We start from the raw sequence: 12,908 nt of genomic DNA, 5'->3' as shown, positions 1-12,908 counted from the left end.
GCTTTCGCGCCCTACACCATACGTATCGAAACACCCCGATCCTCTGAACAAGACTTTCGTCGCTCGCTAAGACCACACACCCTTGACAGGTGCTTGAGCGTCCCCGCTCATGTCAAAGCAACCCAGAACACCCACGACTGCGCTGCGAATTGACGTGGGCGGCTGGAACCGTAAACTCGAGAGCGTTCCGAATGTAGACGATCCGAAGCACCAACTGGCCTCGATCTTAAAACCCGCGCAACAAAACCAAAGCGGGTGACGTCACCTGCGTTCCGAAGGATGCGGTCAAACCAGCGACAGCCGCGAAGCGGTCCAAGAGACGTTCGAGGGTTTCCGGTTGCGCCAGCTCGCTGATGTCTGATGTACCGAAGGCGGCCTCGGTCCGTTCCTCAAACACAGTCAGCTGTCGATCCAGATCTAAGGTGCCAAAACTCGTCGGTAAGTTGAAGGCTCCTTCAAAGACCTGCCGCAGGGGCGGCGTCCCCATGATCCGAAACCACTTTGTCCGGTTGGAACTGTCCTCCTCAGCGATGTTGACCAATTCGCGCTGCGCGTTGAGCGCGAGACGCATGGTGTTGTTCGTGTTCCCCAAGGCTTGCTCAAAGCTCTGATCGACGTAGCGCGCAGCGATCCTATCCGGGAAATCGCTCAAAGCCGTATTGGGCACTGGAAAATCCCCAAACCCAAACGCACGCGCCATATCCCGATACCGGGTGTCAGACAGCCGATTTGCGAGCGCCTCTGGATCGAGGGTGCCCTCTTCCAGCACCTTTCGGATTAGAAATTTATTATTGATGTCCTCCGATAGCCCGAAAGCGTTCAGCGCAACTGACAAGAGTCGGAAATCATTCACCAACTGCTCAGGCGTTTCCACGTCCGAGATCTTTTCTCGGAAGTACTCCATATCTCGCTGGACAACTGCCGACGCGGAGAACGCGTCTTTCTGGCTGGCAATGGTGTTTTGGAGGAACCGCCATCCCGCCAATCCGCCCGTTGGAACATAGGGCTGAAACGTCATTGGGGCACACGCGACAGCAGGATCGCCTCCCGTTTGCGTAGCCGCCCGAGCGTGCGGAGCGCGCGATAAAAGTCCCGGTCAGACAATTGGGTGCGAATTTCTTGGACGCACAGCTTATCCTCTTCGTCCATGAACGCCTCATGAAGGGGAACGAGGGCCGCAAAGGTCTCGGCCAAAACGGCATCTACGTCGCATTCGCCAACCAACATAAGTTGTGTGGCGTGGCACAGGCGGCCCACAGGCGTGACGGCCTCTTCGGGGTTGATAGCGTCGCGCAAGCGCAGCAACTGCGTATTGGGCGTCAGGACCCGAAGGCGGGCGCCGCGACCCACGTTCTCGATAACTGCGCCGTTTAACACGATGCGGTCCCCAGCCGGGAATTTTAGCATTAAGCCAGCCATATCACTGCGCCCCGTGGGACAGCCCGCCGACGACGCGGCGGTTGATCTCAAACAGGATTTTCGGGTCTTCCTCGCCGCGCATCACGTATCTGGTGTGCCGATCGACAAAGGCCGCCAACCCCAAAAGGCTAGTGCGCAACCCGTCAGGCATCGCATTGCCGTCATCGGCCACAGCGGCGGCAGCGGCCAACCACAGCCTTCGGTTATCGTGCAACACCGCAACCCGCGCGGCATCGCTGGACTGCTCATCTGCGTATACCGCCTCAAGGCGACGCGTCACCCCGGCGAAAACAAGCGCCTCGGCACGAGCCGGCGCGACGATCCGGGCATCAATACTGCCGTAGGCTTCTACGGCCGCGGAATGGACGTTCAGCATCTTACTGCTCACTTTCTGCAAGGCATGCCGCGCTTCGGCGGCTTATTGGCCAAGGGCCAGTCATTCAGACAGTTGGATCACCCCAAAGGGTATGGGGTGATCCATCCTTGCTTACCGGAACAGCGACAGGATCGACTGCGGCGCCTGGTTGGCGATGGACAGCGACTGGGTTGCCAACTGCTGCTGCACCTGAAGGGCCTGCAGGCGGGCGGACGCCTCTTCCATGTTGGCATCCACGAGCGAACCGATCCCCGACTTCAGCGAGTCGGTCAGTTTCGACACGAAATCGGACTGGGTCTCGATACGTCCCTGGACCGAGCCGAACGCTGCGGCGGAGTCGATGGAGGTCTGGATCAACCCTTCGACCGCTTCCAGCGCAGCCGCTGCACCATCGTCGGTGGTGATGTCGAAGTCTTCGAGCAGTTCTAGGCCACCGCCGACGGTTCCATCGGCTTCGCTTTCCAGAGTGGCCAGGTCAGCGTTGTCGGATTGCTCCACAACGCTGTTGGAATCTGAGATCGCCTCATCATAGTTATTGGTGAAATCAATCTGACCCGCAGTCGTTGCATTGGCTGCGAATGTGATCTCTAGACCGTCTTTCTTCGCCTGGAAGTTGAGACGCTCAACCATGTTGTTCACGACATCGGTCAGCGAGTCGCCGTCCCGGGCGACGTAAACGACGTCTTCCGAGAAGTCATAGGCATCGCCAGAGGTATCGCCGTCAAAGTTTGCGCCAGCGCCGCCGGTCACCTTGAAGGTGGCCCCGGCCACGAGCTGATCGGTCGCGCCGACACCATCAAAGGTTGTAAATTCGGCGGTCGCCCCAACTGCAACAGCGGCGGAGTTGACAGAGACGTCAGAGCTGGCTGTCCCAGCGCCGGCTGCGCCAGTCCCAAGATCCTGCTTGCCCACGCTGATGTTGGATGCGGCAATACCGGAGCCGGACCGATCCAGCGACGACAGGATATCGACGTTGCGCGAATCCGTTTCGGTTTCGGTGTTGTTGAGCAGGTTCAGGCCGTTGAACTGAGCGGCGCCGACCACGGATTTGATTTGGTCCCGCAGGGCCGTCAGATCCGACTGGATCTTGTCACGGTCCACGTTTTCTTCCTGGGACGCGACAACCTTGCCTTTGATCTGCGTCAGCAGGTCCGTCACCGTCTCAGCGGCGTTCCGGGCCACGGTGACAGTGGACTCACCCAAGGACAGGCTCTCGGAGATCGCCTTGAAGCCCTTCACGTCCGATTCCATCTGCTTGGAGATGGCCCAAACAGCGGAGTTATCCTTGGCGTTGGCGACCGACTTACCGGTCGAAATCTCAGACTGGGTCATCCCCAGACTTTTGTTGATACCTTGCAGGGTCTGCAGCGCAACCATTGCGCCATTGTTCGTCAGAATGCTGGACATTTCAGTTCCTTAAGAATGCGCCTGCTTCGCAGGCATGTGAGCGTCCACAATCGCGGACTTCGCGACATTCTGCCGTTCGGGATCATCCCCGATCTGCCATTCTTGGCGCTCTCTGGCGTAGTCCTCGTGCCTTAATGAAACCCTAACGGTTCCAGCCCAACTGCGTGGCATTCGATACGAAATTGCGCTGTCATCCGTGCTTGCGATCCGGGCGCGGGGCTGCGCTTGATGCTCCGATGCAAGTCTTCTCCACCAAGGATCGTGCGGTCCACCTTGGTCCCTTTCCGTTGGATCGATTGCGGCGGGGTCCGATGCCGGATCTCGGCGCGGTGCCGCCGCCGGACCCACTGGCGTTTGACACGGGCGGGCCGATTGTCCGTGCCATGGACGAATACCAGGCAACCATGGATGCGATCCGCGACGGCCTGGTGAATGGTGTCCCGTCCGAAGTGCCCGACGATCCGGTGGAACGTGCCCAGCACCTCAAGGCCTTTGGCTACTTCAACGACGCTGCGCTGATGGGCATCGGGCCCGTCCCACGTACAGCCCACCTCAACACGCCCCTGCGCAATCCCGGCATTGACGCCCTGGCCCAAGCCCTCCGCACACGACAAACGAAGACCCTGGCTTCGGGCATCGACGCGATCATGGCTGACCTCCGGGATCAGATGGATGCGCCGCCTTCGGGCATTGAGGGCCATGGCCACGCCATTGTGGTCCTGGATGAGAAGCCCCGCCCCCCGCGCGCGGATGAGCCGGGCAGCGACTGGATTCGAGACGCCTGCGCCCATCGTGCCTGCCTGCGCGCTGCGGAAACGGCGGTGATCCTGGCCACCTACCTGCGGCTCATGGGGTTTGATGCCGTGGCCCATACCCAGACGTCCACGGATGTGGACCTCCATAAATTGGGCGTAGCGGCGGGGGTGCTGACCCTGAACGATGGTAAGGTCGTGACCCCGTTCCTGGGCCAACGCTTCGGCATTGCCGCCGTCACCACGACCTTCGAGATGGCCCACGACGCCCCCTTGGCGACGACACAGCCCTTCGATGCGCGCTGGTGGCTCGGGATGGGCAGCCGCCGCTCGGGGCTGAACCGCAACCCGTTCGAGCGGCGGGACTATCACCTTGGCCCCCATCCGTTCGAGACGCTCAAGCGTGTGGACAGCCCGACGACCTATATCGACGAACCCCGCGTCCCGCGCGTGCCAAAGCGCGCCGATCTGTTTGCGCGCATCCAATTCGGGGACATGGGCAAAGCAGTTCAGGCCAAGGCGACCGGCGGCTACTACGTGCGCAAGGCGGCCACGTCCTCGGCCCAGCGGCGGATGCTAGGCGCTTTCACCCTGCTGCAAGACGGCGACAGCGATCCGGGACCGCGCCCAACCGACCCGACACAGAACGCCGCCAACGTGAAGGCCGCCGCCTATTGGCTCGGAGTGGACGCCGTAGGTCTCAGCCGCTGCCCCGATTGGGCCTGGTATAGCCACGACGCCACCGGCACCCCCATCGACCCGCCCCACGACCAAGCGATCAGCATGATCGTGGACCAGGGCTACGAGACGATGGAGGGCGCCTCGGGCGACGACTGGATCAGCGTCGCCCAGTCCATGCGCGCCTATCTGCGGTTTTCCCTCCTGGGCGGGGTCGTCGCGCGGCTGATCCGATCGCTTGGCTACAAGGCCAAGGCCCATACGGTCATCGACGGTGAGGTCCTGCAACCGCCCCTATTGCTGCTGTCCGGCCTGGGCGAGGTCAGCCGGATCGGAGAGGTCATCCTGAACCCCTTCCTCGGCCCCCGCCTGAAATCAGGTGTGGTCACCACCGACATGCCGCTGGCCCACGACAAACCCATCGACTTCGGCCTGCAACGCTTCTGCGAGACCTGCAACAAATGCGCCCGCGAATGCCCCTCCGGCGCGATCACCGCCGGGCCGAAGCGCATGTTCAATGGCTATGAGATCTGGAAATCCGACAGCCAGAAATGCGCCACCTACCGCGTCTCGACCGAAGGCGGCGCCATGTGTGGGCGCTGTATGAAGACCTGCCCCTGGAACCTGGAGGGGCTGTTTGCCGAGGCGCCGATCCGTTGGGCCGCGATGAACCTGCCCCAGGCGGCGCCGATCTTGGCCAAGCTGGACGACAAGATGGGGCGCGGAAACCTCAATCCGGTCAAGAAATGGTGGTGGGATCTGGAGCTGTCGGAGGACGGTGCCTATCGCCCCACCCGCCATCCGGTGAACGCACGCGACATTCAACCGGACCTCGACCTGCGGCACGAGGATCAGACCCTCGCCGTCTATCCTGCGCCGCTCGCCGCCCATCCACATCCCTATCCTGACCCCATGGACAGGGAGGCGGGGATCGCGGCCTATGGCGCCATGCTCTCCCCCGAAGACTACCGCGTCCGCATCGCAGCGGGGGACGAGAGCCATGTCCACCGCTACACCGCCGACCGCGACAGCCCGGTCATTCCCGTGCGCGTCGCCAAGGCAGAGGCCATGTCAGCGGATGTGACCAAATACGAGTTCGAGGCCATGGACGGCGGCCCCCTGCCCGCCTGGACCGCAGGCGCCCACCTCGACATCGTGGTGGCCCCTGAATACCTGCGGCAATACTCCATGTCCGGCGACCCCGCCGACCGTAGCCGCTATCAGATCGGTGTCCTGCGCGAGGACGCAGGGCGCGGGGGCTCCAAGCTGCTGCATCGGATCTTCACGCCGGGCCGCCGGGTGTTCATCGCACCGCCCGTAAATCACTTTCCCCTGGTCGAAGACGCCACCATGACCCACCTGATGGGCGGCGGCATCGGGGTCACCCCTATGATCGCCATGGCCCACCGCTTGCACGCCCTTGGACGGCCCTTCGCGCTCCACTACTCCGTCCCCTCGCGCACCCAGGCCGGTTACATCGACGACCTGGCTGCCATGCCCTGGGCCGAGGCCGTCCACCTGCACGTCAGCGACGAAGGCACCCGCGCGGACCTGCACGCCATCCTCGGCCAATGGCGCCCCGGGCACCACGTCTATACCTGCGGGCCAGATCGCTACATGTCCGCCGTTCTCGCCGCCGCAGCAGCGGGTGGCTACCCAGAGGACGCCCAGCACCTGGAGTATTTCTCCGTCCCCGAAGAACCAGAGTACGACAATTACAGCTTCCGCCTGCGCCTGACCGATGGGCGCGAGATCCTGGTCGACGCGGAAGAACCCGCCACCGATGCGTTGCTGCGGGCGGGCGTGAAGGTCGATGTGAAATGCGCCGATGGCCTCTGCGGCGTCTGCGCCTGCGGCGTCACATCGGGCGCGGTCGAACACCGGGATTTCGTCTTGTCCAAGGCCCAACGCGAGACCCGCATGATCCTCTGCCGTAGCCGCGCCGCCGAGCCCGGTGGCGTGATCGACATCGACCTGCCAAAACATGGCTGAACCGGAGGTCATCTCCCTCTATGACCGCCACGCCGGAGCCTTCGCCGCCGCGCGCCGCCAAGACCTGTTCGAGCGTCCCTGGCTCGACGCCTTTCGGACGCGGCTGCCCGGCCCAAACGTCCTCGACCTCGGATGCGGCACCGGTGTCCCCATGGCCGCTTATCTGATCGACGCGGGGTGCCGCGTCACCGGTGTGGACGGGGCGCCCGCCATTATCGCCCGCGCCAGCGCCCGTTTCTCCGAGCACACTTGGCACACCGCGGACCTGCGCGCCCTGCCGCCCCTGCCCCCGGCGGATGGTCTCCTGCTCTGGCACAGCCTGTTTCACCTGACCGACCCGGCGCAGCGCACCCTGTTCGCGCAGCTGGCGTCATTGGCCAAACCTGGCGCGCCATTGCTGTTCACGACAGGCCACACGGCCGGGGAGTCCTATGGCACCCTCGAAGGTCAGCCGCTCTACCACGCGAGCCTCGCGCCCGGGACCTATCGCAACCTGCTCCGCGACGCTGGGTTCACTCTTTGTGACCACCGGTCAGAGGACCCAACTTGCGGCGGCGCCACCGTCTGGCTGGCCCAGCGGGATCCCTAAGCCACGATGGGCGGGCGACACGAACCCGCAAGGCCCTTGCCTCGCCCCAGTCCTTTCCTGCTAAGCCCATCCCATGACTGACGCCACGCTCCACCCTGACCGCCTGTTCCCAACCGATCCGACGACCCGACGTCTGGCGCGCGATCTGTTTCAAACGGTCGAGACACTGCCGATCGTCTCCCCCCATGGGCACACGGACCCGGCCTGGTGGGGCGAAAACCCGGCCTTTACCAACGCGGCGGATCTGTTCGTGATCCCCGACCATTATGTCGTGCGCATGTTGGTCAGCCAGGGCGTGCCGTTCGAGGCGCTCGGCATCGGCGCCAAGGCCGACCCGCGCGCGGTCTGGCGGACCTTTGCCGCCCATTACCATCTGTTTGCCGCCACGCCGTCGCGGCTCTGGCTGGATCACGCGTTTCAAACGGTCTTCGGCTTGACCCAACGACTGACTGACGCCACGGCCGACACCTTCTACGACACCATCGGTGAGGCGCTGGCAACCCCAGCGTTCCGCCCCCGGGCGCTCTATGACCGGTTCAACATCGAGGTGATCGCAACGACCGACAGCGCGCTGGACGACCTGGCCCACCACCAAACGGTACAGGACAGCGACTGGACGGGCCGGGTCGTGCCGACCTACCGACCCGACGCCTGCGTTGATCCCGCATTCGAGGGCTTCGCCGCCAACGTAGACACCCTCGGCGCGCTGACGGGCTGCGACACGACCACCTGGCAAGGATACCTGGAGGCCCATCGCAAACGCCGGGCCTATTTCATCGCCATGGGCGCCACGGCCACGGATCACGGCCACCCCACGGCGGCCACCCTCGACCTGCCCGAGGCGGAGGCCACCGCCCTTTTCGACCGCGTCACCCGAGGCGCAGCCAGCGCCCAAGACGCCGAGGCCTTCCGCGCCCAGATGCTGACCGAGATGGCGCGCATGTCCCTGGATGACGGCCTGGTCATGCAGCTCCACGCGGGGTCCAGTCGTAACCATTCCACCCAGGTCCACCGCGCCTATGGCCGCGACCGGGGCTTCGACATTCCCGCCCGCACCGATTGGGTGGGGGGGCTTGGGCCGCTCCTAAACGCTGTGGGCCTGGACCCACGTCTGACCCTGATCCTGTTTACACTGGATGAGACGACCTATGCCCGCGAACTCGCCCCCCTGGCCGGGGCCTATCCCTGCCTCAAGCTCGGCCCGCCGTGGTGGTTCCACGACAGCCCCGAGGGGATGCTCCGCTACCGCGAAAGGGTGACCGAAACGGCGGGCTTCGCGAATACCGCTGGGTTCAACGACGACACGCGTGCGCTCTGCTCCATCCCGGCGCGCCACGACATGGCCCGGCGCGTCGATTGCACGTTCTTGGCGCAGCAGGTCGTCACCCACCGCCTGTCGGAAGAGGAGGCCGCGCGCCTAGCCATCGACCTGGCAGGGGGCCTCGCGCGAAAGGCGTACACCCTATGATGATGCGACAGACTTGGCGCTGGTTCGGCCCCTCGGACGCCATCCCACTCCGCTACATTCGACAAGCGGGGGTCGAGGGGATCGTGACGGCGCTCTACGATCTGCCGCCCGGCACCGAATGGCCCGTGGAGACATTGCTGGCCCGCAAAGCGCAGATCGAAGCGGCGGGTATGACATGGGACGTGGTCGAAAGCCTGCCCGTGACCGAGGCCATCAAGACCGGCGGGCCCAAGGCCAAAGCAGATACAGACACCTGGATTAATAGCCTGCGGGCCTGTCACGCCGCCGGGCTGCGGACCATCTGCTACAACTTCATGCCGATCCTGGATTGGACGCGCACCGACCTCGCCTGGCCCCGCCCTGACGGCGCGCGCGCCCTGCGGTTCGACTTGGTGGATTTCGCGGCCTTCGACCTGCGCGTGCTGGGCCGAGACGGGACCTATGCGCCAGAGGTCACCGAGGCCGCTATGACCCGCGGCATCGACCCTGACCGCCTGACCGCCACCATCCTCGCAGGTCTGCCCGGCGCGATGGAGGCTTGGACCCTGGACAGTTTCCGCACCCAACTGATGACCTATGCCGATGTGGGCGAGGACGGATTGCGCGCCAATCTCGCCGCCTTCCTCCAGTCCGTGGTCCCTGTAGCCGAAGACCTCGGCATGCGCCTGTGCTGCCACCCCGACGACCCGCCCTGGCCGCTGTTCGGCCTGCCCCGAATCGTCTCAACCGAGGCCGATTACCTGTCGCTGCTGGCCGCCGCGCCGTCGCCCGCGAACGGCATCACATTCTGCACCGGCAGCCTGGGCGCCCGGCCCGATGTTGACCTGCCAGGCATGGCCCAGCGGCTCGGGCCGCACATCCACTTCGCCCACCTGCGCAATGTCCGGCGCGAGGCCGAGACCATTCCGACCTCTTTCTTTGAGGATGCGCATCTGGAGGGCTCCACCGACATGATCGCCGTGATCCGCGCCCTGCTGGCCGAGCAGGCCCGGCGTGCCGCCGCTGGGCGCGAGGATGCCCAAATCCCCATGCGCCCCGACCACGGCCAGATGATCCTGGACGACCACACCCGCGACACCGCTCCGGGCTATCCCGCGATAGGGCGCCTGCGCGGGTTGGCGGAGCTGCGCGGCGCCATGGCGGCACTGGTATGAAGCCGACGATCCTGCACTTCGGCCTTGGCGCGTTTCACCGAGCACACCAGGCTGTCTATACCGAGGATGCCGGCGGGTGGCGGATCGAGGCGGTGTCCATGCGCGACCCCAGCCTCGCCGATGCGATTGAAACCCACCCAAGCTACACCCTCGTCACCCGTGCGCCCGACGGCCCGACCCTGCGCCAGATCGACGTGATCGAGCGCGGCCATGCCCTGTCGCGCGGCGCCGCCCCCATCGTCGAACGGTTGGCCGATCCAGCGGTCCAGGTCGTCACGATCACCGTCACCGAAAAAGGATATGGATTGGACCGCGCGACGGGCGGGCCGGACCACACCCATCCGACAATGGCCCATGACTTAGCCACCCCAGAGGCGCCAAGGGGCCTGATCGGGACCCTTCTGTTGGGCCTAGCCGCCCGGAAGGCCGCGGACGCAGGCCCGCTTACGATCATCAGCTGCGACAATCTGCCCGATAATGGGCGGGTGTTGGAACGCCTGATCCACCTGACGGCGGCCCGAGCACACCCGGATTTGCGGGCCTGGATCACCCAGACCTGCACCTTTCCCAACACCATGGTGGACCGAATCACCCCGGCCACGAGCGATGCGACCCTGGAACTGGTCCGCACCGAGACCGGACGGACCGACCCCCTGGCGGTTGAAACGGAGCCGTTTACCCAATGGGTGATCGAGGACCGTTTCGCAGGCCCCATCCCCGACTGGCAGGCCGTCGGGGCGGAGGTCGTGGCAGAGGTTGCTCCCTATGAAATGATGAAACTGCGGATGCTGAACGGGGCGCATTCAGCCATCGCCTACATGGGGGCCCTGGCAGGCCATGCCTATGTGCGCGATGTCATGGCCGACCGGGCCCTGATGCCCCGCGTCAGGGCCGTTATGGATGCGGCCGCGCGGACCCTGCCCGCGACACTCGATACGTCGGCCTATGCCCGTGCCCTGATCGACCGCTTCGCCAATCCGACCATCGACCACCGCTGTCTACAAATCGCCATGGATGGCAGTCAAAAGATGCCCCAACGCATCTTCGCCCCTGTCCGAGACCTGCTGCCCGTTGGCGGAGACGTCACCGCCCATGCACAGGCCACCGCCGCCTGGCTGCGCTATCTACGCACCGCCGAAGGAATCAGCGACCCGCTGGCCGACGCCTTGCAAGACGCGGCGCGGCAGGACGATCCGGTCAGCGCCCTGGTCCAGGTCCCCGGTCTGGATGGAACCGACGTTTTCGCAGACGCGCGATGGAAAAAGGCGGTGCGCCAGGCTCTCTGACACACCGCCTTTCCGTCGAGGACGTGCCGACCTTCAGATGTCCGCACGTCCGACACAGATCACCCCAGGGTCACCCCTGGATCATACCTACGGTTCAGGCGCCCACGCGGGCGTCTTCCAGCACCAAGTCAGAGGCCTTTTCGCCAATCATGATCGCCGGTGCATTGGTATTGCCCGACACGATTTCAGGCATGATCGAACAATCCGCGACGCGCAGGCCGCTGATCCCATGGACCCGCAACCGCTCATCCACCACGGCCCCCGGCCCCTGTCCCATCTTACAGGTCCCTGTCGGGTGATAGATCGAGACGGAGTTGTTGCGCGCCCAATCCAGCGTGCCCTCATAGTCGTCCATGGCCAGATCAGCGGTCGGACGGAACTCCTCCGAGATCTTGTCCTTTAGCGGCGCGTGCTGGGCGATTCGGCGGGCGATCTTGATGCCGTCCACGATGGTACGGCAGTCGACCTCTTCGCTGAGGTACTTGGGAATGATCTTCGGATAGACGCCTGCCTCCGGCGAGGCGAGGCGAATTTCCCCACGGCTTTCGGGCCTTAGCTGACAGACCGACATGGTAAAGGCGCTGAACGGATGCACGCCTTCGCCGGGGCTGTCCGCCGACCAGGGCTGCACGTGGAACTGGATATCCGGCGTCGCCACATGGTCCCCGGTTTTAAAGAATCCTGTCGCCAGCGAGGCCGCCATGGTCATGGGGCCAGACCGGAACATCGCGTATTTCAGGGCGATCCGCGCCTGATTGAACAGGCTGCGCACTTCGTCGTTCAGGGTCGGCTCGTTACATTTGTAGACCAGACGCGCTTGCAGGTGATCCTGGAGGTTCTTACCCACGCCGGGCAGATCCGTGTGCACGTCAATCCCGTGCTCCTGAAGCTGCGCCGCCTCGCCAATGCCCGATAGCATCAGCAGTTGGGGCGAGTTGATCGCGCCACCCGAGACCACGACCTCGCGTCCGGCGCGAACGATCTGCTCCACACCGGCTTTGTCTTTATAGGCGACGCCCACGCAGCGAGAACCCTCTAGAATCAAACGGCTGGCCGGAGCGTTCGTGATGATCGTCAGATTGTCACGCGACCGCGCCGGGTTCAGGAAGGCCACCGCCGAGGAACAGCGCCGCCCCTTTTTGGTAGTCAGCTGGAAGTAGCTCGCGCCCTCCTGCGTGGCACCGTTGTAATCGGGGTTGAACGGGTATCCCGCGTTCTGGGCCGCCGCGACCCAAGCGTCGCAAATGGGCCGTTGCAGGCGCATGTTTGAGACCCAGAGCGGCCCATCTGCGCCGTGGAAATCATCGGCACCCCGTTCTTGGTGCTGGGACCGTTTGAACAGGGGCAGCACGTCCTCCCAACCCCAACCGGAATTGCCCATCTGGCGCCAGCGGTCGTAGTCTTCGGGTTGGCCGCGCACGTACAGCAGACCGTTGAGCGACGAGGACCCTCCCAAGACCTTGCCACGCGGCCAATCGATCTGACGTCCGTTCAGGCCCGGATCAGGTTCCGTGCGGTAGCACCAGTCGACGGTCGGATTGTGCATCGTTTTGAAGTACCCGACCGGCACGTGGATCCAGGGGTTCCAATCGCGCGGCCCTGCTTCGAGCAGAATCACCTTGTTTTTCGGGTCTGCCGAGAGCCGGTTCGCAAGGACACACCCCGCCGATCCAGCCCCCACAACCACGTAATCAGCCGTGACTTCAGCCATGTTCAGACCCTCCCATCCGATCTTTGCGCAGGATTTGCGAAAGAAAAGCTTGTCAGCGCCAGCTTAGAATGCTGAA

The 12,908-nt window shown here is 64.3% G+C and carries 10 protein-coding genes; 5 read left to right on the top strand and 5 right to left on the bottom strand.

What is annotated here, in order from left to right; translation table 11 throughout:
* Positions 1 to 226: 226 nt before the first annotated feature.
* The 4 genes from K5R33_RS10320 to K5R33_RS10305 all read right to left on the bottom strand — a co-directional run bounded on the left by K5R33_RS10320 (position 227) and on the right by K5R33_RS10305 (position 3,202).
* Positions 227 to 1,018, bottom strand: a complete 792-nt coding sequence (locus tag K5R33_RS10320) for a DUF1217 domain-containing protein (RefSeq protein ID WP_220748941.1) — start codon at positions 1,016 to 1,018, stop codon at positions 227 to 229.
* Positions 1,015 to 1,407, bottom strand: a complete 393-nt coding sequence (locus K5R33_RS10315) for a flagellar biosynthesis repressor FlbT (protein ID WP_220748940.1) — start codon at positions 1,405 to 1,407, stop codon at positions 1,015 to 1,017. Before K5R33_RS10315 ends, K5R33_RS10320 begins: the two co-directional genes overlap by 4 nt.
* A gap of 13 nt (positions 1,408 to 1,420) precedes the next feature.
* On the bottom strand, positions 1,421 to 1,795 hold the full coding sequence (locus tag K5R33_RS10310; protein ID WP_220748939.1) for a flagellar biosynthesis regulator FlaF: 375 nt from the start codon (positions 1,793 to 1,795) through the stop codon (positions 1,421 to 1,423).
* A 111-nt stretch (positions 1,796 to 1,906) separates the two neighbouring features.
* Positions 1,907 to 3,202: a flagellin N-terminal helical domain-containing protein gene (locus K5R33_RS10305; protein ID WP_220748938.1), complete on the bottom strand. Its 1,296-nt coding sequence runs from the start codon at positions 3,200 to 3,202 to the stop codon at positions 1,907 to 1,909.
* Between the two features lie 236 nt (positions 3,203 to 3,438).
* Between K5R33_RS10305 and K5R33_RS10300 the strand changes: the two genes are divergently transcribed.
* The 5 genes from K5R33_RS10300 to K5R33_RS10280 all read left to right on the top strand — a co-directional run bounded on the left by K5R33_RS10300 (position 3,439) and on the right by K5R33_RS10280 (position 11,121).
* Positions 3,439 to 6,624, top strand: coding sequence for a reductive dehalogenase (locus K5R33_RS10300; protein WP_220748937.1), 3,186 nt, complete (start codon positions 3,439 to 3,441; stop codon positions 6,622 to 6,624).
* Positions 6,617 to 7,213, top strand: a complete 597-nt coding sequence (locus tag K5R33_RS10295) for a class I SAM-dependent DNA methyltransferase (protein WP_255576305.1) — start codon at positions 6,617 to 6,619, stop codon at positions 7,211 to 7,213. Before K5R33_RS10300 ends, K5R33_RS10295 begins: the two co-directional genes overlap by 8 nt.
* A 73-nt stretch (positions 7,214 to 7,286) precedes the next feature.
* On the top strand, positions 7,287 to 8,681 hold the full coding sequence (uxaC, locus tag K5R33_RS10290; RefSeq protein WP_220748936.1) for a glucuronate isomerase: 1,395 nt from the start codon (positions 7,287 to 7,289) through the stop codon (positions 8,679 to 8,681).
* A 2-nt stretch (positions 8,682 to 8,683) separates the two neighbouring features.
* Positions 8,684 to 9,835, top strand: coding sequence for a mannonate dehydratase (uxuA, locus tag K5R33_RS10285; RefSeq protein WP_220749072.1), 1,152 nt, complete (start codon positions 8,684 to 8,686; stop codon positions 9,833 to 9,835).
* Positions 9,832 to 11,121 (top strand): mannitol dehydrogenase family protein, encoded by a 1,290-nt coding sequence (locus tag K5R33_RS10280; RefSeq protein ID WP_220748935.1) that lies wholly within the window; start codon positions 9,832 to 9,834, stop codon positions 11,119 to 11,121. The genes uxuA and K5R33_RS10280 overlap by 4 nt, the downstream gene beginning before the upstream one ends.
* A 94-nt stretch (positions 11,122 to 11,215) precedes the next feature.
* Here the strand turns inward: K5R33_RS10280 and K5R33_RS10275 are convergent, their stop codons facing one another.
* Positions 11,216 to 12,832 carry a GMC family oxidoreductase gene (locus tag K5R33_RS10275; RefSeq protein WP_220748934.1) on the bottom strand — a complete coding sequence of 539 codons (1,617 nt, stop codon included), beginning with the start codon at positions 12,830 to 12,832 and terminating at the stop codon, positions 11,216 to 11,218.
* Positions 12,833 to 12,908: the final 76 nt, after the last annotated feature.

Origin of the sequence: Jannaschia pagri, assembly GCF_019655435.1 — a bacterium.
Lineage (GTDB): Bacteria > Pseudomonadota > Alphaproteobacteria > Rhodobacterales > Rhodobacteraceae > Jannaschia > Jannaschia pagri.
The sequence above is the reverse complement of the archived record's forward strand: the minus strand, read 5'-3'. Positions and strand labels throughout refer to the sequence as shown.